General features: G+C 46.9%; 19 protein-coding genes. 11 read left to right on the forward strand and 8 right to left on the reverse strand.

Annotated features, from left to right (window positions below; genetic code table 11):
* Positions 1 to 191 precede the first annotated feature (191 nt).
* The 10 genes from Q5691_RS22160 (at position 192) to Q5691_RS22205 (ending at position 11,909) form a co-directional block, all read left to right on the forward strand.
* Complete coding sequence (locus Q5691_RS22160; protein ID WP_333347089.1) at positions 192 to 719, forward strand: FHA domain-containing protein; 528 nt, start codon at positions 192 to 194, stop codon at positions 717 to 719.
* 234 nt (positions 720 to 953) lie between these two features.
* A complete protein-coding gene (locus Q5691_RS22165; protein WP_333347092.1) occupies positions 954 to 2,957 on the forward strand; it encodes an FHA domain-containing protein in 2,004 nt (667 codons plus the stop codon).
* 149 nt (positions 2,958 to 3,106) lie between these two features.
* Positions 3,107 to 3,535 carry a hypothetical protein gene (locus Q5691_RS22170; RefSeq protein ID WP_333212066.1) on the forward strand — a complete coding sequence of 143 codons (429 nt, stop codon included), beginning with the start codon at positions 3,107 to 3,109 and terminating at the stop codon, positions 3,533 to 3,535.
* Positions 3,536 to 3,672: 137 nt separating this feature from the next.
* Positions 3,673 to 4,824 carry a DNA cytosine methyltransferase gene (locus Q5691_RS22175; protein WP_333212065.1) on the forward strand — a complete coding sequence of 384 codons (1,152 nt, stop codon included), beginning with the start codon at positions 3,673 to 3,675 and terminating at the stop codon, positions 4,822 to 4,824.
* Positions 4,825 to 5,019: 195 nt separating this feature from the next.
* Positions 5,020 to 6,360: a tRNA (N6-isopentenyl adenosine(37)-C2)-methylthiotransferase MiaB gene (gene miaB, locus Q5691_RS22180; protein WP_333212062.1), complete on the forward strand. Its 1,341-nt coding sequence runs from the start codon at positions 5,020 to 5,022 to the stop codon at positions 6,358 to 6,360.
* A gap of 197 nt (positions 6,361 to 6,557) precedes the next feature.
* On the forward strand, positions 6,558 to 7,628 hold the full coding sequence (locus Q5691_RS22185; RefSeq protein ID WP_333212060.1) for a D-alanine--D-alanine ligase family protein: 1,071 nt from the start codon (positions 6,558 to 6,560) through the stop codon (positions 7,626 to 7,628).
* A gap of 261 nt (positions 7,629 to 7,889) precedes the next feature.
* Positions 7,890 to 8,972 carry an AI-2E family transporter gene (locus Q5691_RS22190; protein ID WP_333212058.1) on the forward strand — a complete coding sequence of 361 codons (1,083 nt, stop codon included), beginning with the start codon at positions 7,890 to 7,892 and terminating at the stop codon, positions 8,970 to 8,972.
* A 237-nt stretch (positions 8,973 to 9,209) separates the two neighbouring features.
* Positions 9,210 to 9,449 (forward strand): hypothetical protein, encoded by a 240-nt coding sequence (locus Q5691_RS22195; protein ID WP_333212057.1) that lies wholly within the window; start codon positions 9,210 to 9,212, stop codon positions 9,447 to 9,449.
* 102 nt (positions 9,450 to 9,551) lie between these two features.
* Positions 9,552 to 10,790: an HhoA/HhoB/HtrA family serine endopeptidase gene (locus Q5691_RS22200; RefSeq protein ID WP_445304845.1), complete on the forward strand. Its 1,239-nt coding sequence runs from the start codon at positions 9,552 to 9,554 to the stop codon at positions 10,788 to 10,790.
* 246 nt (positions 10,791 to 11,036) lie between these two features.
* A complete protein-coding gene (locus tag Q5691_RS22205; protein WP_333212050.1) occupies positions 11,037 to 11,909 on the forward strand; it encodes an MBL fold metallo-hydrolase in 873 nt (290 codons plus the stop codon).
* Positions 11,910 to 11,920: 11 nt separating this feature from the next.
* On the opposite strand, the gene Q5691_RS22210 is transcribed toward Q5691_RS22205, so the two are convergent.
* The 7 genes from Q5691_RS22210 to acsF all read right to left on the reverse strand — a co-directional run bounded on the left by Q5691_RS22210 (position 11,921) and on the right by acsF (position 19,671).
* Positions 11,921 to 12,556: a 4Fe-4S single cluster domain-containing protein gene (locus Q5691_RS22210; protein ID WP_333347099.1), complete on the reverse strand. Its 636-nt coding sequence runs from the start codon at positions 12,554 to 12,556 to the stop codon at positions 11,921 to 11,923.
* Entirely contained in the window at positions 12,553 to 13,368 is an 816-nt protein-coding gene (locus Q5691_RS22215) for a radical SAM protein (protein ID WP_333212047.1), read from the reverse strand. The genes Q5691_RS22210 and Q5691_RS22215 overlap by 4 nt, the downstream gene beginning before the upstream one ends.
* A gap of 22 nt (positions 13,369 to 13,390) precedes the next feature.
* A complete protein-coding gene (locus tag Q5691_RS22220) occupies positions 13,391 to 14,239 on the reverse strand; it encodes a fatty acid desaturase (RefSeq protein WP_333347103.1) in 849 nt (282 codons plus the stop codon).
* Between the two features lie 210 nt (positions 14,240 to 14,449).
* A complete protein-coding gene (gene hcp / locus Q5691_RS22225; protein ID WP_333347107.1) occupies positions 14,450 to 16,099 on the reverse strand; it encodes a hydroxylamine reductase in 1,650 nt (549 codons plus the stop codon).
* A 253-nt stretch (positions 16,100 to 16,352) separates the two neighbouring features.
* A complete protein-coding gene (gene hemN / locus Q5691_RS22230; RefSeq protein ID WP_333347110.1) occupies positions 16,353 to 17,750 on the reverse strand; it encodes an oxygen-independent coproporphyrinogen III oxidase in 1,398 nt (465 codons plus the stop codon).
* An 86-nt stretch (positions 17,751 to 17,836) separates the two neighbouring features.
* The gene (locus Q5691_RS22235) at positions 17,837 to 18,583 is read right to left on the reverse strand and encodes a heme oxygenase (biliverdin-producing) (RefSeq protein WP_333347113.1); all 747 of its coding nucleotides are present in this window, start codon (positions 18,581 to 18,583) and stop codon (positions 17,837 to 17,839) included.
* An 11-nt stretch (positions 18,584 to 18,594) separates the two neighbouring features.
* Entirely contained in the window at positions 18,595 to 19,671 is a 1,077-nt protein-coding gene (acsF, locus tag Q5691_RS22240) for a magnesium-protoporphyrin IX monomethyl ester (oxidative) cyclase (RefSeq protein ID WP_333347117.1), read from the reverse strand.
* Positions 19,672 to 19,860: 189 nt separating this feature from the next.
* On the opposite strand from acsF, the gene Q5691_RS22245 reads away from it, so the two are divergent.
* Positions 19,861 to 20,262 carry a helix-turn-helix domain-containing protein gene (locus Q5691_RS22245; protein ID WP_333212037.1) on the forward strand — a complete coding sequence of 134 codons (402 nt, stop codon included), beginning with the start codon at positions 19,861 to 19,863 and terminating at the stop codon, positions 20,260 to 20,262.
* Between the two features lie 112 nt (positions 20,263 to 20,374).
* Here the strand turns inward: Q5691_RS22245 and Q5691_RS22250 are convergent, their stop codons facing one another.
* Positions 20,375 to 20,686, reverse strand: coding sequence for a hypothetical protein (locus Q5691_RS22250; protein WP_333347121.1), 312 nt, complete (start codon positions 20,684 to 20,686; stop codon positions 20,375 to 20,377).
* Positions 20,687 to 20,730 lie beyond the last annotated feature (44 nt).

Below are 20,730 nucleotides of genomic sequence, written 5' to 3' on the forward strand. Positions count from 1 at the left end.
TAAAAAGGCGATCGTTCCTTGTAGTGCAAGGGTTTGTGAGATTTGAACATTCCCCCTACTGGGGGAACTTCAGTTTAGAAGTGCGATCGAGTCTGTGTCAATAATTCTGATTAAGTTTTTTGTTGAGAAATTCCGTCCTCAAAATAAATCAGTTAATATTTTTTTATATTTTTGAGCCAACCGATACAATCATGACAAACCAGCTCACTTTAGCATGGACAGAAGCTGGGGTGCGTCAAACTCAGACAATTGAAAACGGACAGCCGAGCAAAAATCCGGGAACCGTGAGGCTAGGGCGCGATCCGGCGAAGTGCGATATAGTATTTTCGCATCCCAGCGTATCGGGGCTGCACGTTGAAATATTGTTTAATCAGGAATTGCAGGAGTATGCAGTGCGGAATTTGCGCGAAAGCAATCCGCCCCTGGTAGATGGAAAAATTCTCGCCCAAGGCGAAGCAAAATTGAAATCGGGAAGTCACATCCATTTAGGCCAAGTGCAAATCGAGGTGGTGAATGTCACGGAGGTGCAGGTAGCCGCGCCCCAGACAGTTTTGCTGGGGCCTCCCGCACCTGGTAACTTTCAGCCGACGGGGTCTTCAAAATATGGTTTGCAGTGTCCCAAGTGCAGCCGAATTTCGCCTTACGCACAGTTGAATGCGGGGTGTCCGTGGTGCGGTACTTCTTTGGCGGCGGCGGCGAGTGTGGTTATCTCTCCGTGAAAGTTGGAAAAACAGAGATGTTGCACCATTCTCAACAACGGGCAAGATGCCCGTTCCACAAAGAGTGAATTTTCTTGTGGAACAGGCTTTCCGGCCTGTTCATAAAAGGCTAATTGACAATGGTGCAAGATTTAAGAAAAAGGGAAAATCACGGTATCCGCTAAACACTCTCAACTTCAAAAATCTTTTTTTGCAGAAAGCTCAAAGCCGACGGCTGATGTTTAAAAAATAATCATGAATTCTCAACCCTTGCGCCTGCGACTGACTTGGACAGATACAGCTACGGGGGATTGTCGATCCCCCATACTCGACTTACCCATCGCTTTGGGACGAATTTTTGAAGCTATGCCCGCCACTATCAACGGGAAACGAGTTTCTCGAATTGCCCTCAGCAGCAGTCAAGTTTCTCGCTTTCATGCAGTGATTGGCAGCGAAGGTAACAGTATTTTACTTACTGACACGGGTAGCCGCAACGGTACTTTTGTTAACGGCATTCGCCAAACCCGTTGCGTGCTGGCAAACGGGGATATGCTGCAAGTTGGGCCCTACGCGATCGGCATTTCTTTTGCTGTTAATTCCCCAGAAACGCCGTCTGTCAATTCTCACATTTTCTTTAATCCGCAGACCAATGGGCCAGACCCGGCATTGGGCCAGCAAATAATGTTGCAGCTTCCTCAAACAGCTAGTAGGGAAGAATTTCCGCCGATCGCATTTTTGCACGCTTCTCAAGTGTCAATGCGATCGCTCGAATCTATGGGACTCCCTGTAGCAGAAGTTGATTGGGCGGCCGTTGGTGGCGGTTTGGGCAGCTTTATTTGGGTGGATTTGCTCAGAATTTGCGGTGTGAAAATCGATCGAATTGCAGTTTTGGGCATGGAAAACCAGCCTTACGCCCGCTATCTGCGTCTGTGCCTGAATTCTCAAATTCCGCTGCGGGAACGCCTACGATCGAATTCTGACTCTTGTCCAGACAACATTTGGGGGTGGCCTCCCTATGCTTTGCGGGAAGCTTGGCAGGAATTGCTTAAAGGGCGTTTGGGGATGTCGTTGAAGTTGATGTGGCAGGTGTTTGCTGAACCGACTTTTGCCGAAACTTATACGCCTCGCGCGGTGAATGTGTTTGATTCTATTGACAGGGAAGTCGATCGAATTGGGTGGAATCAGATGTTTCGCTACGGTAGAGTGCGGGGAATTCGCAAAACAGATGACGGCAGGTACGCGATCGCTTATTCTCGATCGAATGCGGATCACCGCGACCACGCTTTTTTAATCGCCAAATACGTACACTTAGCCACCGGCTATCCCGCCATTCAATTTCTGCCAGACTTGCAGGCTTATCGCGAAAAAACCCAGGATTTTGAGTCGGTTATCAACGCTTACGAAAAGCACGACGGCGTTTACGAAAAATTGGAGGCCAGCGGCGGCAGCGTGTTAATTAGAGGCCGGGGAATTGTGGCTTCGCGCGTTGTGCAGCGAATTTACGAAGCGCGACAGCGGAACGGCAACATTCAAGTATTGCATTTGATGCGATCGCCCAAACCTCAAGGTAACAAATTTAAACTCGCTGAGCGCAGCGTCGAAAATCACTACGAATTTCAACCTTTCAACTGGCCGAAAGCTTGCTGGGGCGGCGAACTCCGCGTACTTTTGGAACAAGCCGCCCCGGAATTGCGGCCGCAGTTGCTCACAGACTGGGGCGGAACTACTACAGCCCAGCGCAGCGACTGGCGGCGGATTGTCAAAGAAGGTTTAAGTCAAGGATGGTATCAAATTACCTTCGGTGAAGTCGAGCGAGTCGAGCGCGACAGTCAAAACCGCACGGTGACGTACATTCAGGAGAAGGAACTTAAAGGGCAAATTAAGTTAGAAGCTGATTTTATTATTGATGCTACGGGTTTGGACGCTAAGGTAAAAACCAGTCCCTTGTTAAACGATTTGGTAGATCAATATAATCTTCCCCTCAACGGTTTGGGCAGGCTGAGTGTTAACAACGATTTTGAAGTGCCCGAATTGCGGAATTCTTCTGCTAGCAACGGAGAAGGCCGGGTATACGCAGCCGGCGCGATTACTTTGGGAGGGCCTTACGCGCCCGTAGACAGTTTTCTGGGCTTGCAATACGCCGCCTTGCGATCGGTTGAAAGTCTGGCCGCCAACCGAGCGGCTGGTGTGCGGAAATTGAGCGTTTGGCGATCGTTTGTGCAGTGGTGGAAGTGGATGTTAAATAAATCTCCCGGCTAATTTTAAGGAGGAAGTTAGGCAACCAGCAATGTAGGGGATTTAATAGACTTAAACAAGCTTTGCTTTCAGTCTAAAATCTAAAATATCAATTCAAAATCGAACAATTTGACCATGTAATCTAAAATCTAAAATCTAAAATCTAAAATCGCATGACTCCCACTTTATTCGGTCGCTGGCAAACTCGGTTATTGCTATTTGCAACCGTAGGCGTTTTAGTAACGCTGCCCTTTTTTCTGGGTTTAATTACCGCCCAATCAGGCTCAATCTTTTTCTGGATTTTAGGGTATGTAGCGATTTTGGGCATCGGCTGGGATGCTTTATATATCTACATCCAGCAGTTCCGCTGGGATCGAGATTGGCCCGGCGCGTTTCAATTACTCGCTGGAATTTGGGAAGCACTGTTTGTGTTATTTTTAATCAACATTATCGGTTTGCCGGGGATACCTGCACAAAATTTTGACTTGGGAGCTTTTGCTTTGCATTATAGTTTAGTATGGCTAGCTATTTATCTGGCATCCCAAACACTGATGCGGATTTTGTTTCCCCACTGGCGTTTCCGAGGCGGGCAATGGTTGTAATAATACCTGTAGCGGCGGGTTTTACCAACAAGAATCGCCTCAAACCAATAATCTCATAAACCCGCTCCGGCGATTCTACCAATTCCCAATTCCCAATTTCCCATGCCCCATTCCCCATGCCCCATTCCCAATTCCCCATGCCCCATTCCCAATTCCCCATCCCCTGTATTTTCTCTTTTTTTTCAGGTTCAGGCTTCCTCGATTTGGGCTTTGAGTCGATCGGCTTTAATGTAGCGTATGTCAATGAAATTTTCCCACCTTTCATGCAAGCATACCGCTATTCTCGGCAGTGCATGAATTTGCCACTACCAGAATACGGATATTGCGAAGGAGAGGAAGCAGATGTAACTCGACTTGTAGGGGGAGAACCAGCTTTTCGGCTGCGGGAATTAATGCAGGATGCCCGCAAGCATCACGATATTGTGGGATTTATCGCGGGGCCGCCTTGTCCTGACTTTTCTATTGGTGGCAAAAATCGGGGTGGGGAAGGAGATAAAGGTCAACTTTCAGCTTCATACATTGAATTGATTTGTCAGCAGCAGCCAGATTTCTTTTTATTTGAAAATGTCAAAGGTTTGTGGAGGACCAAAAAACATAAAGCTTTTTACGACGCACTCAAAAATCAGTTGGCTGATTTGGGATACGTTTTTGCCGAACGTTTAATTAATGCGATAGAATACGGTGTCCCGCAAGATAGGGAGAGAATTATTTTGATTGGGATTAGAAAAAACCTTGTCAAAAATCTGGGCATTTCCCTAGAAGAAAAAAGCCAAATGTTATCCGAAAGTTTATTTCCTTGGGAAAGTCAGATATTATATCCCAAATCAGAAGTTTTTTCTCATCCTTGGCCTGAGAGAAATGCCTTTGCAGCCGATAACTTCTTGCCTTGTCCTGATGACCTGCCCCAAAATTTAACGGTAGAATTTTGGTTCCAAAAAAATGACGTTCTCAACCATCCCAATGCCCAACATTATTTTCAACCAAAAGCTGGCATTAAGCGATTTGCTTCCGTTGATGAAGGAGATGATTCAAAAAAATCTTTCAAGCGATTACACCGATGGCGTTATTCGCCCACAGCTTGTTACGGCAATAACGAAGTTCACTTGCACCCTTACAAACTTCGCCGACTTTCTGTTGCAGAAACACTGGCTATTCAGTCACTGCCCAAAGATTTTGCACTGCCGGCAAAGATGACGTTGACTAATATGTTTAAAACTGTTGGCAATGGGGTTCCTTATTTGGCTGCACAAGGTATTGCCAAAACAATTTTACAGTTTTTATCTCACTAAAAAAACAGAATAGCCAGATACCCGAATTCGCAGATTTTGTCGGTCTCTAAAACTATTTGTAGCGATAAAGGGCGCATTGCACACACTATAATTATTAAAATCCCCAATTACCAGACGTATGTCGTTTAACACAGAAGTGTTATAATAAAGTGTTAAGGTTGAAAACCTATATTTTTTATTTGCCTGCAATTCGCCATGACCGTTAAACCCCGCCGCTATCACATCACTACTTTCGGATGCCAGATGAATAAAGCCGACTCGGAACGGATGGCCGGCATTCTGGAAAATATGGGCTTTGAGTTCTCGGAAGACCCGAACGAAGCTAGCTTGATTCTCTACAATACTTGCACGATTCGCGACAATGCCGAACAAAGAGTTTATTCTAACCTCGGAAGGCAAGCTCATCGCAAGCGCCAAGAACCGGGTTTAACTTTAATTGTAGCTGGATGCGTGGCGCAGCAGGAAGGTGAAGCGCTGCTGCGGAGAGTACCGGAATTAGACTTAGTAATGGGGCCACAACACGCTAACCGACTTGAAGATTTGCTGGAACAAGTTTTTGAGGGCAATCAAGTGGTGGCGACTGAAGCTGTTGAAATTATGGAGGATATTACTAAGCCGCGCCGCGACAGCAAGGTGACTGCTTGGGTGAATGTAATTTACGGCTGCAATGAACGCTGCACTTATTGTGTTGTGCCGAATGTTCGGGGGGTTGAACAGTCGCGAATGCCGGAGGCAATTCGCGCTGAGATGGAAGATTTGGGCCGTCAAGGTTACAAGGAAGTAACTTTGTTGGGGCAGAATATTGATGCTTACGGACGCGATTTACCGGGAACAAAACCGGACGGCAGCAACCAGCATACTTTGACGGATTTGCTTTATTTTGTGCAGGATGTGCCGGGGGTCGATCGCCTCAGATTTGCTACTAGCCACCCGCGCTATTTTACGGAAAGATTGATTAAGGCTTGTGCGGAGTTACCCCAGGTTTGCGAACATTTTCACATTCCTTTTCAGTCGGGAGATAATGATATTTTGAAGGCGATGTCGCGTGGTTATACTCAGGAAAAATACTGCCGGATCATTGATACAATTCGCCGTTATATGCCGGATGCTTCGATTACGGCGGATGCGATTGTCGGTTTTCCTGGGGAGACGGAAGCGCAGTTTGAGAAGACTTTGAAGTTGATCGAAGATGTTGGTTTCGATTTGGTGAATACTGCGGCTTATTCGCCTCGCCCTGGGACGCCGGCGGCTTTGTGGGAAAATCAGTTGAGTGAGGATGTGAAAGCCGATCGCCTGCAACGAATCAATCATGTAGTCACAACAACGGCGATGGAACGATCGCAGCGCTATTTCGGACGCACTGAAGAGGTTTTGGTGGAAGTCCAGAATCTCAAAGATCCAACTCAGGTGATGGGGCGCACTCGCGGCAATCGTCTCACATTTTTTAAGGGCGATATTGCAGAATTGGCGGGTAAAATTGTGCGGGTTAAAATTACAGATATTCGCGCTTTTAGTTTGACGGGGGAAATGCTTTAAATAGCACCGGAATGAGATAGGGGACGGCTTACTGGTGAACTTTTCTAAGAAGATGTAATTTTTTTTACTGCAGAGAGCGCAGAAGACACAGAGGAAGAGTGGAAGGGAGGAGATAAGTAGTCTTAAAGCGGTTCGTATGTGCCTTAGTTGCGCTCTCTGCGTGTATATTTGTCGAAAAGTCCTAGGAGTAGTGAAAAATGACAACGATGCGGATCGGGCTATTGTTCGGGGGGCGATCGGGCGAACACGAAGTCTCAATTAGTTCGGCGCGGGCGATCGCCCGTGCCCTCGCTGCTGACGAAAATGCCTCTAAATACGAAGTTCTGCCCTTTTACATCCAAAAAAACGGCCGCTGGCTGTCGGGAACATTACCTCAAGAAGTCTTAGCCACCGGAAAACCTCTGGAAATAGAAGAACAAACAGCACAAAACGACTCTCCCGCTGGACAGTTTCCTAATTTTAATGCTGTAGACGTTTGGTTCCCTGTTTTGCACGGGCCAAACGGTGAAGATGGTACGGTGCAAGGATTGCTGAAATTATTGCAAGTTCCTTTTGTCGGTTCCGGCGTTTTAGGTTCGGCGCTGGGAATGGATAAAATTGCGATGAAAATGGCTTTTGCTCAAGCTGGTTTGCCACAGGTAAAATACATCGCTGTCAACCGTTCCGAAATCTGGTCTAACCCTTGCGTTTTCCCCAAACTCTGTGACAAAATTGAAGCAGATTTGGGCTATCCTTGCTTTGTCAAACCTGCGAATTTGGGATCGTCTGTGGGAATTTCTAAAGCTCGATCGCGCGCTGAGTTAGAAGCAGCACTCGACAGCGCCGCCAGCTACGATAGGCGGATAATTGTCGAAGCGGGTGTGGTTGCTAGAGAATTAGAATGTGCAGTTTTAGGTAACGATAATCCCAAAGCTTCAACGGTGGGAGAAATCACTTTTCAAAGCGATTTCTACGACTACGAAACAAAATATACCCAGGGACAAGCCGACTGTTCAATCCCGGCAAAAGTCAGCGGTGCGATCGTCTCGCAAATCCAAGAAATGGCAGTGCAAGCATTTTTGGCTATAGACGCAGCAGGTTTAGCGCGAGTAGACTTTTTCTACATTGAATCAACCGGAGAAGTTTTGATTAACGAAATTAACACTTTTCCCGGCTTTACAGCTACCAGTATGTATCCGCAAATGTGGGCAGCCGACGGCATTTCTTTTCCGGAATTAGTAGACCGTTTAATCCAATTAGCTATTGAACGGCACGGGGAAAAAGGTTGAATCGCGCCCTGCCAACTGCTGCCTTGCCAACAGCAAAAAATATTTTTTTCGCAGGTGATATATCCATATCAGCGGAAACGATATAACATGGTTGTGGCAGGCAGTGCCTGCCAGCAACCCAATTTCCGCTGCGGGTCGAGCAACTGGGAATTTTCAGCAGTCGGGTATAAATAAATGCACTATAAAATGGTTAACGGAGAACGGCAAATAGCAGTGTCCATCTCGCATCTTGCATCTCAAATTTTAACTCGGTTAACTTAGATGAGACGTTTCACTCAACTGCCGCAGTGGTGGACTTACGGACTGGTATTTCCCCTAGCGGTACTCAACTGCTGGTTAGCCCTCCTAGTCTTTGAATATTTTCGCGCCCTGATTACAGTTTTGGTAGTCGCTACAGTGCTGTCTTTTTTGCTAGATTATCCAGTGCGCTTTCTGCACAGATACGGCTTGAAGCGCGATCGAGCAGTTTTGTCGGTATTGTTTTTGACTTTACTGCTATTGGTGGTTTTAGGTATCACTCTGGCCCCGATTCTGCTCAACCAAATCACTGAACTCGCCACCCGACTGCCGACTTGGATAGTTTCTGGCACCGAACAGATTGAAGCATTCCACAATTGGGCGGAAAATCGCAATCTCCGCATTGATGTTAGCGGTTTGACAACCCAATTGAGCGATCGACTCTCATTTCAATTGCAGTCTCTCACTGGCGAAATTCTCAGATTTGGTTTGGGTGCTGCAGACAGTCTGTTGAATTTCCTCCTCACAATAGTCGTGACATTCTACTTGCTCTTGCACGGCGATCGCGTATGGGAAGGATTGTTTAAATGGTTTCCTTCCAAGCTGAGCCTTCAATTGCGAGAGTTGCTGGCGCGAAGCTTCCACAACTACTTCGTCGGGCAAGCAACTTTGGCGGGTTTAATGGGACTGTCTATCACTGTTGCTTTTTTAATTATGCGAGTTCCCTTCGGACTTCTGTTCGGTTTGGGTGTGGGTGTCATGACTATGATTCCCTTCGGTGCACCTTTCAGTATTTGCATTGTCAGTTTGCTGATCACATTAAACAACTTTTGGCTGGGCGTCACAGTTTTAGCTGTCGCTACAGTAATTGAGCAAATAATTGAAAGCGGGGTTGCTCCTCGGTTATTAGGCGGTTTTATCGGTCTCAATCCTGTGTGGATTTTAGTGGCACTGCTGGTGGGGGTTAAGGTGGCAGGAGTAGCAGGTTTGTTAGTTGCTGTGCCGATGGCTGGTTTTATTAAGAATACTGTTGATGTTTTGGAAAGTTCGAGGAACAAGTCGAGGGAAATCGATTCGGTTAGTTCCATTGAACCTATGGAGCAATAAAGTTCCTCCATAGGTTCCAATTTTAGATTTGAAGAGAGTTTTTGCAAGCAATTTTGACTGAGGTTTAGTTGGTACTTTAGCTTGCGGCTTTAGAGGTTTTTTACTTCCTGCTTTTGGGTGAGGCTTTCGGGTGCTTTAGCTGCTACCATTCCTGGATGCAGGCCGGGTCAAAAATCCAGTTTCTACGTTAAAGTCGATCGCTCACAACGAATATTTTGCGTAGAAACCTGGGTTTTTTTGAGTCCAGGATTGTTGTTGACTTCGGATATCAATCCTGTGAAAAGTTCGCGGGAAATGCGGAATATGCGAGCTGGCTACCGTAGTTTGTATTATCGCACTCAGACAGCACTTCGCCAGTGCAGACCCTGTTCGATCGCACTCAAAAGCTGGAATCAACACTTTGCTTACGACTGTCCGGTTTATACCCCACCTGGTAGGGTAAACCCCACCATTCAAACAGACATCACAAATGCTTGAATTAAAATTAAAGCTCCTTTACTTCTAACTTAATTACAGTAGGTGCTAAAAATGCAAAACCATAATTATAACTCTCGCTCTAACTGCCATCAAATCAATACTATGTCAACCAAAAATATGCCTGCTACCACTGTGACTTCTCGCCGTTTTGCTTTACCGAAAAAACTGGCTTTTTTATCCCTTATTTTACTCGGCTCCACCGCAACTGTTGGGTGCAACGCCCTAACTTCTCAAGTTCCTGGAAGTTCTAACGCCATTCAAGCTGAACCTTCAAGTACAGCGCCAATCTCAGCGTTGCCTGCGAATATATTACCCTCTCAAGACTCTAATTTTGTCACTAAAGTTGTTCAGGAAGTCGGCCCGGCAGTGGTGCGGATCAATTCGTCTCGCACGGTGACGAACCAAGTTCCAGATGAGATACCCGAGCAATTCCGCCGCTTTTTCGGTTCAGAATCTCCCATTCAACCGGGAAATCGGGTAGAACGGGGTTCCGGCTCGGGTTTTGTTTTTGGTTCTGATGGCCGCATTTTGACTAACGCTCACGTGGTTAATGGGGCGGATACGGTGACGGTAAAACTGAAGGATGGCCGCGAATTTGTCGGCAAAGTTTTAGGCGTAGATACAGTTACTGATGTGGCTGTTGTTAAAATAGAAGCTAACAATTTGCCTGTGGTGAGTTTGGGCAAATCTGAAGAATTACAGCCGGGAGAATGGGCGATCGCGATCGGCAATCCCCTCGGTTTGGACAATACTGTGACTGTGGGCATTATTAGCGCTACAGGCCGTTCTAGCGCCGATGTCGGCGTTCCTGACAAGCGCGTCAGCTTTATTCAAACCGACGCTGCGATCAATCCCGGCAATTCTGGCGGGCCGCTGCTGAACCAGCGCGGTCAAGTTATCGGCATGAATACGGCGATTATTCAAGGCGCTCAAGGATTGGGTTTTGCTATTCCGATCGATCGAGCACAACAAATTGCCAATCAATTAGTAACAGCAGGAAAAGCCGAACATCCTTATCTCGGGGTTCGGATGTTGAGCATTACTCCGGAAATCAAGAAAGAATTTAATCAAAATCCCAACACCAAATTGAGGCTGACTGAAGATAAAGGTGTGTTAGTTTTGGGAGTAGCAAAAAATTCTCCGGCGGCACAAGCTGGAGTTCGCCTTGCCGATGTGATCAAGAAAATCAACGGTACAGAAGTAACTGATGCTGGCAGCGTACAGCAAATTGTGGAGAAAAGTACCGTGGGCAGCGATCTGCAGCTTGAATTGAGCCGCGGCGGACAACCTGTTACTGTGGCGGTGAAAGCAGGTGCTTTTCCAGCGGATCAGCAGCAGTAGAATTGTTGATTGCAACTTAGATATTACACCATTGTCAATAATCCTTTTAGGAACAGGCAAGATGCCTGTTCCACAAGAAAATTGATCTCTTGTGGAACGGGCATCTTGCCCTTTCTTGAGAATGGTGCAAGAGGTGAGTTTTAACCGGATTGGTCTGTAAGAAGGGTTTCAACCTCCGGCGGGATGTCGGGGGTACTCGTTATAGTAAGTTACCATAATTTATATGGGTTATTAAGAGGTACAAAAATGGCTAACATTAATCGGAGGCGTACTGAAAATATTAACGGTAACTTTTATGTAGACAGTACCTGCATTGACTGTGATACTTGTCGGTGGATGGCACCTGAAGTATTTGGTCAAGCGGGAGAACAGTCTGCGGTTTACCACCAGCCAACTAATGAAACTGAAGAAATCCGATCGCTCGCGGCTCTTTTGTCTTGTCCCACAAGTTCGATCGGCACTGTAGAAAAACCCAAAAGCATCAAACAAGCCCAGCAACTTTTACCCGCACTTGTAGCAGAAAATGTCTACCACTGCGGCTATCATTCAGAGAAATCCTACGCTGCAGCTAGCTATTTAATTGTCCGTCCCGATGGCAATATTTTAGTTGATTCTCCCCGTTTTGTGCCGCCGCTAGTCAAAAACATAGAAGCAATGGGCGGCATTCGCTATATGTACTTGACTCACCGCGACGATGTGGCAGATCATCAACAATACCGCGATCATTTTGCGTGCGATCGCATCCTTCATTCGGACGAAATTAACGCGGGTACTCGCAGTGTAGAAATTCAATTGTCGGGCAGCGAACCGTATCAATTAGCCGATGATGTGTTGATTATATCTGTGCCAGGTCACACGAAAGGTCACACAGTTTTGCTTTACAATAACAAGTTTTTGTTCACCGGTGATCATCTTGCTTGGTCGGAAAGTTTGCAGCAGCTAGTTGGCTTTCGCGAAGTCTGTTGGTATTCTTGGCCAGAACAAATCAAATCTATGCAGAATTTGGCTAATTACTCGTTTGAATGGGTGTTGCCGGGACACGGCCGCAGGTATTATGCCGATCGACAAACAATGAGCAATCAAATGCAAAAGTGTATTGCTTGGATGGTCGATGCTTAATGCGATCGGGTTCATAACTCCGACTCAGCCAGATTCAGTTGACCCCGGTAGCCTGTGAAAATCCGACTGCCATCTTTGAGAATATGAATCTCCATCTGATCGCTCGCCCAAGTGAGTTGATCCTGAAAAGCAGGATTGAAAAGATGTACGCGCTGGTTGCTGGAAGAAACGAGAGAATCGGGTGAGTGGACTGCTAAAGACTGCACATAAGCACCATCGATTAAAATATCGAGTTGTTCCAGCAACTCCTCAACACCGGCGGGCCCCTGTTGCGATCGCAATTGTTCTAACGTGAAGCCAGTAAACGACATGACATTTAATCCTGCTGCTTTGACTTGGCGTGCCAAATCTGCCAAAGCTGGAGCTTGCCAGAAGGGTTCCCCGCCGGAAAAGGTGACACCCTGGTTGCGAGGGTGACTGAGAATCTGCTGGGCAAGGGTATCAACGCTGATTAGTTGATTGAGCTCAAAAGACCATGAAGCCGGATTAAAGCAACCTGGACACTCCCGCAGGCATCCTTGCACCCAGATCACGGCTCGACAACCGGGCCCATTCACTTCCGACTCGTCTACATATCCCATGATGTTGAGATAGCCTGGGGGAATGTCTAAAAGCTGAAAATATGGGCTTGTTTTCTGAGGTTTCATTGCTTCTGTGCCTCTGGTTTTAATAATGGGTAACGCACTGGAATTCCTATAGCGCGTTCAATGCGATCGCCAAAAACCTTTAGCACTTCAGGATGGACTTGCTTGAGTTGCCTTGTCGGATATAAACAGCCATTGGGCGGATCATTCCCTCGTGCTTCTAGCTGATGCGTTAGGGGGCAAAGTCGCGTCGGCGTGTTGAGTTGGATTTCGTCTGGCAGTAATGCTTGCATCCGCCGGATGTACTCTGCCCGATCCTGTTCGTTCCACTCGGTGAGTAGCATCGTCTGAATTGCCAGGTGTCCTGAATAGAGTTGGCGAAATTGAAGTAAACCGGCCCAAATTTCCTGGAGGTTGATGGTTGGCATGGGGCGATTGATGCGACAGAATGATTCAGCAGCAATGGCATCAACTTTGACAGCTACCCAATCTGCGATCGCCAGTTCGTCACACACCGCGCGATCGCCCAGCAAACTGCCGTTGGTTAATACGCCAACCGGCTTCCCGGTCATTTGCTTCGCCATAACCAGGATTTCGCCTAAATTCAACGCCAGAGTTGGCTCACCGCTACCGCTGAGGGTGATCGTGTTCACATCGCCGACAGGGAAGGATTGCAGATCCTGTTGAATTTTCTGAGTCGGGACAAAAATCTGGCGGTTGCAACTCTGGTGCTCAATCTCACCTAACTGGCAATACACACAGTTAAATGAGCAAGTAGAATCAGGCCCGATTGGATCAATTCCTAGCGATCGGCCAAAGCGCCAGGATTGCACTGGGCCGTAAACAGAAGTGAAGGGTTTAGTGACAGTAGACATGGCTTTAGGTCGATCTCCAATTTTATGAAGGTGTACCATTTTGAGCCGGTGGCATCACCACTTTTCTGGCGAGACCCAATTTCTTTAACAGCCAAATTGCCCACCAAGTCGGATCGTACTCCCACCAGCGCCAGCCTGCTTTTGCAACGTTAGGATGGGCGTGGTGGTTATTGTGCCAACCTTCGCCATAGGTGAGAATAGCCGCCCACCAAAGATTGCGGGAGTTATCGTTTGTCTCAAAAGTACGGTATCCCCACAGGTGAGTGACCGAGTTAATAAACCAGGTGCTATGCCAGAGTAAAACAGATCGGACAAACATACCCCAGATCACAAATGACCATCCCCCCAGTGCATACAGCAGTAGCCCCAAGGGGATTTGCAGCAGCAAAAAGTTGCGATTCAGCCAGCAATAAAATCGATCGCGTGTCAGATCGGGGGCAAACCGCTGGTACTGTTCATAATCGAAGAATTCTGAATGCGGGTAGAAAATCCACAACATATGGCTCCACCAGAACCCCCGCCGGGCTGAGTAAGGATCTTTATCGATATCCTCGGTATAGGCGTGGTGTAGCCGATGACCCGCCACCCAGAAAATTGGCCCTCCTTGTAGAGCAAAAGTACCGATCAGGGCGATCGCATATTCCAGCCCTTTAGGAACCTGAAAACTGCGATGGCTCAATAGGCGGTGATAGCCCAAACAAATGCCAATACTGCCAAATAACCAGTGCAAAAAGAGAGTCATACCCAAGGCAGACCAGGAGAAGAACCAGGGTGCTAAAAGTGCGAGAGCATGAATTGTAGTGAAAAAGAATACCGCAGTCCAATCCAGTGGATATCGAGTCGGATTTGTTGGCAACAGTTTAGCGGTCATCAATTACCTCACAACACAAAAAAATTGGGAATAAACATTAGAAAAAGCAATCACAGTTACCAGTCAAATAAATGCGCGCGTCTGATTGAACACTAATTGAATTAGGACTTACTCAAAAAACGCGGTTTACGAGAAAAAATCATTGATATCTCCCAGAGATATTGACGCAGAAACCGGGTTTTTGACCCCGCGTGCGTAAGTAAGTCCCACTCAGCTCAAGCAAGCTGCTAGATCGGCATCAGGGGTGGTAATGGCCTGTAAGTTATATTTCTCCGACAGAAGCTTGAATACATTGGGAGAAATAAACGCCGGTAATGTCGGCCCTAGACGAATGTTTTTAATCCCCAAATGCAAGAGAGTTAGCAAGACGGCTACTGCCTTTTGTTCATACCACGACAGAATCATGGAAAGGGGTATATCGTTGACACCTACCTCAAAGGCATTGGCTAGGGCTACAGCAATCTGAATCGCGGAGTAGGCATCGTTGCACTGACCAACATCCATCAGGCGGGGTAGTCCGTCAATGTCACCCATTTGTCGATCGAAGAAGCGAAACTTACCGCAAGCTAGGGTTAGCACCACACAATCATCAGGCACTTTTTCTACGAACTCGGTGTAGTAGTTGCGATCGGGTTTGGCTCCATCACAGCCCCCCACCAGGAAGAAATGGCGGATTTTACGCTGTTTCACAGCCTCAATGATTTTCTCTGCCACCCCTAGGACTGTATTGTGGGCAAAACCAACTGTGACTTCCCTGGCGGGTGCATCTTCAGTGAAGCCGGGAAGTGCCAGTGCTTTCTCAATAACGGGAGTAAAATCGGGTGTGCCATTGTCGATCGCACTCAAGTTAATCAGACCCGGATAGCCGACGGGGCCAACGCTAAAGAGTTTATTTTCATAATAGGAATGGGTTGGCATTAAGCAGTTGGTCGTAATCACGATCGCACCGGGGAACTTGCCAAAATCCTTGGTTTGGTTCTGCCAAGCAGTGCCGTAGTGACCGTAGAGATGGGGATACTGCTGTTTTAGTTTGGGATAGCCGTGGGCTGGTAGAAGTTCGCCGTGGGTGTAAACAGTAATTCCCGTGTCTGCTGTTTGCTTGAGTAAGCCTTCGAGTTGTTTGATATCATGTCCTGAAACCAGAATCGCCTTCCCTGGCCGTGGATTGAGGGGAACAGGCGTGGGAATTGGGTGCCCATAGGTACCGGTATGTCCGGCATCCAATAGTTCCATAGAGCGCAGATTGATGGCTCCCACCTCAAGAGCAAGATTCACCCACTCCTGCAAGCTCAAGGTCTGGTTATCGAGGGCGACAAGTGCCTCATAAATGAAACGATACACCCGCTCGTCTTCCTGTCCCACTTCGTAGGCGTGGAAGGTGTAGGAGGCAAGACCCTTAACCCCATATAGCACTGTGAGTTTGAGTGAGAAAATATCCACATTCGAGGCAGACTGACTGAGGAACTGGAGGGAAATCTGCTCACCCTGCTCAACCAGGCTGTCGTCAAAGTTGGGTTCCCAGTTGGAAATTTCCGACCAAGTAGGTGGATTGTCTGTTGCTTGCTGTACTTGAGCCTTGAGGTTGGCGCGATGGGCGATCGCTTCCTGGAGATACTCAACAAACCGCTTTTCGGAAAAGTTGACATTCGTCATCGTGGCAAAGATCGTTTCGCAGGTGAAGACATCCACTGCATGAGTATCAATGCCTAACTCCTTTGCTTTCAGGGCAATCGGAGCCAACCCGCGCAGATAATAAATCAGCAGATCTTGGATAGCATTCACCTGGGGACTTTTCCCACAAGCACCAAACTGATGGCATCCTTGTCCGCTTGCTGTTTGTTCGCATTGTTCACAGAACATTGATTTTTCCTTTTTGAATTGGTTAGAATTTAAGCAACAACTCGGTTATGAAAGTATTTATCCATCCCTGACTACTTTAACAAATCTGAGTTGACAAGTCTGACAAGCGAATTTCCAAGGTGGTACCCGCCACGTGATTTATCCGTGGAATCAATCCCAAATCTCAAATCTCAAATCCTCAAGAAAGAGCATTTATCTCGCGCAAGTCAATCGAAAATCTAAAATCTAAAATCTAAAATCGATTGACGATGATTCATAGGGACTTGGAAAACCGTTTGCTTGAGTGGGGGATGAGATAGCTATCAAACACGGATGCAATATTGCGAATTAGCAAGCGCCCGATCGCCGTTACTTCAATGCCATCGCCCCAACGTTTAATTAATCCATCGGTTTCTAAGGCATCAAGTTGTGGCAAAACATGAGCAAAATAGTCATTGAAGTCGAGATCGAAGCCGAGATGGTATTTTTGTTCCAAATCTTGCACCGACAGTTGGAATTGACACATTAATTCCATGATTACTGTGCGCCGAATCAGATCGTCCTGATTGAGTCGAACGCCTTTTTCGATCGGTAATTCACCCGCATCGATCGCCCCATAAAAGTCTTTTAGTCCCTTGTGGTTTTGGGTATACACATCCTGCAACATACTGATGGAAGTCATGCCAAAGCCCAACAGATCAGATTCGGGCTTAGTGGTATAACCCTGAAAATTACGATGTAGTTGCCCCGCTTGTTGAGCGATCGCCAGTTCATCATTGGGCTTAGCAAAGTGATCCATGCCAATAAATACATAGCCATTTTGCGTCAGTTGAGCGATCGTACTTTGCAGAATTTTCAGCTTTTCACCCGCAGTCGGCAATGCAGATTCCGGCATCCGTTTCTGAATCGGTTTGATCCAGGGAACATAGGCAAAATTAAAGACGGCAATGCGATCGGGATTTAATTGCAAGGTCTTCTGTACCGTTTCCTGGAACGTTGCTTGTGTCTGGAAAGGTAAGCCGTAAATCAAATCTACATTTACACTTTCAAACCCTGCTTCCCGCATCCAATCCATCACATCAAACAACATCGCTTCCGGCTGCACCCGATTGATTGCTTCCTGCACGGTGGGATTAAAGTCTTGAATGCCAAAGCTAATCCGATTGAATCCTAATTGTCGCAAAAAGAGAATATATTCGCGATCGATATAGCTGGGATTGACTTCGATCGATATTTCTGCCGCGTCATCGAACCGAAAATATCGATTTAACTGGTTCCAGAGAAACTCTACCTGACTGCGATCGAGATAGTTGGGCGTGCCGCCGCCCCAGTGCAACTGATGCACCAACCGATCGGCATCCACCAAACTGGCAACTTGGCGAATTTGGCGAGTGAGATAGCCTAAATAGGGTTCTACCACCTCCTTGCGCTGGGTAATGATGGTATTGCAGCCACAGAAATAACATGGCGTTTCACAAAAGGGAATGTGGCAGTAAAGCGATAAGGGGGTTCGTTTGTGATTGCCGACGGCGATCGCGGTTTTAAATGCGTTGCGATCGAAATCAGTGCTTAATTCTGTGGCGGGTGGATAGCTGGTATAGCGAGGTAAAGGCTGGTTGTATTTATTCAACAATGCAGCATCAAATTCAACCGTTTGTGATAACTGTTTCATTAACCGATTTATCCTTCTGTTGTTGTGTAAATTCAGAACCCCGGCATATTTTAGAGATACGATCGATCTTGTTTTCGTGGGGCGAGTTATTTCGCGACAGATTCTCGCTTGGCATGAGGGCTGCGGCCTTCTGTGCTACCGGGGCGATCTTGCCGAGTCAGCAAATCAAAGGTATGGTCTCCAATCGCCGCTTTTACATCGGCTTCGAGTTCGTGCATTACATCCTGGTTAAGGGTAAATGCCGTATTTGCTTCGGCGACAATTCGCTCGATCGTGTCAGCATCCACCGGAAACTCATCAAAGGTTTGGCGATAGCGTTCCTTAAATACTCGCCTTGCTTCTGGTGTTGAGATTTGGGAAAATTCATAGAAATTTGTTCCCTGATCCGGCGGCAGAGACAACGCCGATCGAATCACGTTTTTCAAGCTTTGTCCGCCGGATAAATCACCCATGTAGCGGGTGTAGGCATGGGCAATCAGCAGGACTGGATCGGTTTTTGAGAGGGTTTGAATGCGATCGCGATACACAGAACCCGCTGGCGAAGCCGTAATTTCCTCCCGCCAATTTTCACCGTAATAAAAAGCTAGATCGCAAGCCAGATTCTCAGTGCGATTTAACTCAGAGAAATAGAGGGTTCCGATAATCGGGTGGTTGACATGGCTCTGCAAAGCCGTTTCTAAGGCGCTGTAAACAAAGTACAAATCGGCAAATAGTTTACGCAAAGGTTCCCGTTCCACAATGCCTTTGATAAAGCATTTCATAAATGCCGTATTTTCGGCTGTGGTGTGGGATTGCATGGTGCCTTCTCGGAGGCGTGTGGATAGATTAGTCATGGCAATATCTCCTAATTAATAGCGGTTCGGGACGATTCAGCATTAATCGAGGGCAGTAAATAAAGGCGCAACAACTGCCAGACAATCACAGCAATCCAGGGTAATTTTTGGCAAAATTGGATGGCGGCAGGGCGCTGGTTAGTTGAGATTTCGGCTAGCTTCTGGTTGGCGATCGCACATCGATCCAAACGGGGAAAGAATTCTGGATGGTGGGTATCTAAAATACTGGGAAACGCCCGTTTTGCCGTTTCATTGGTGTGATGAATCACCTGCTTGTTATATTCATCGGGGTCGATCCCGATCGAGTCATAAAATGTGGAGCGTTCCAACACCGTCATTGTGTGTGTGGCAAACACCGTCAGTAGGAAAAAGCGCGCCCAGAGTCTTGCCTTCCAGTTATTCCAAAGCTTAGGCTGCGATCGCAACAAAGCCTTAAAGAAATCCCCATGCCGATTTTCGTCCTGGCACCAATTCTCGAAGTAGCGAAACAGGGGATAAATTTGATGTTCGGGATGTTGTTCGAGATGGCGATACACCAAAATATAGCGCCAGTAGCCAATTTTTTCCGACAGATAAACAGTATAAATTACCCATTCTGGAGGGAAGAATGTGTAGGTACGATTTTTTGTTAAATAGCCCAGATCGAGAGACAACCCAAAATCTGCCATCGCCTTATTTAAGAAACCAGCATGACGCGCTTCATCCCGTGCCAGTAAGCTAAAGGCTTCCGATAACAACGGTTGGCGATTCTTAAGTTTGCGGGAGAGTTCTTTGAACAACAGAAAACCCGAAAATTCTGAGGTACAGGATCGCTCTAGAAAGTCAATAAATGCTTTTCGTGTTTCGCCATCAATCTTGTCCCAGCATTGCTCAAACTCTTGATTGCGGACAAAATGGTGGCGGTTATAGTCCGCGCGCAATTCTGCTACAACTGATTCTAATTCCGCTTGTTGCCCTGACAGATCCATTTCGGCAACGGCATCAAAATTGGTGGTGTAAAAGCGGGGTGTTAACAGGGTTTCTTGAACAGGTGCTTTAATGCCAGATGGCAGACCAGCAGACTCCGATTTACTAATTGAACTAACCATAGGAGTGGAGAGTGGATTTTTCGGAATTGATGACTGTGAACCACATTGCCTTAATCCACGATCGCCCACAAGTCAGTTACCAGTGGTATCCTATAGTTACTTGAGGTAAAGCATTGAAGCCAATCGGACGTTTGAGCCATTTCTAAAGAAATATGGAAATTATCGTGAAGGCAACTGTGAAGGGAGTTTATGGTGGAAGCAAGTCAGTGCGTAGAGGTTAAATGCCCGATTCAGTTTGTGCTGGATTTGTTGGACAATAAATGGTCAATTTTGGTTCTACGCGAACTGTTTGGAGGCGCGAGGCGTACCCACGAATTACTCGCGGCACTTCCTGGCATCAGCACCAAAACCCTCACCCAACGCCTCCGAGAGTTGGAATCTCAAGGGCTAGTCGATCGGCGTGTTTATGCCGAGATTCCGCCCCGTGTAGAATATTCCCTCACGCCCAAGGGTCGCCAAATTCAACCGGTGATGGCAGCCCTGCATCAAGTAGGATCGCAGTGGCTGGGCCAGGAGAGTTGTATTTGTCCCCTAACACACTCGGATGCTAAGGACGATCGCATGAACGCTTCAGGTCTAATTTCAGATTAAAAATGTCAGAATTATTTATCTCTCTCTTCTCTTCCTCAGTGTCCTCTGCCTCCTCTGCGGTTTAATTATTTCGGTTCTGGGAGGTGAATTCCGTGGGTTAAGTTAACTCCCCCTAAGAACTAGCCTTGGGAATAGCCACCAAAGTCATAGAATTAGCCGGGTAAGTTGCCCTAAAACCATATTTATATACTCTCAAGCCGCAGTTCCAAGTGCTAATTTTATTTACACCGTAGATGTCGGGGCTGATTGAATGGCGATCGGCTGTAAGATTAACAGATAAAGCCAGGCCGATAGTTTGCGCGATCGCCATTTTGATGTAGGCTTTTGTTGCCACTACCCCCAAAGCAGCCAAAAAACCTAACAATAATAGGGTAATCCAACGCGGTTTATTTTCGTGAGTAAGCCACAAAAAGCGTCTATTCATTTTTTATTTTCCCTGGTAAAGGTGGATTATTTTATTACATTATT

The organism is Microcoleus sp. w1-18aA5, assembly GCF_036701705.1.
Lineage (GTDB): Bacteria > Cyanobacteriota > Cyanobacteriia > Cyanobacteriales > Microcoleaceae > Microcoleus.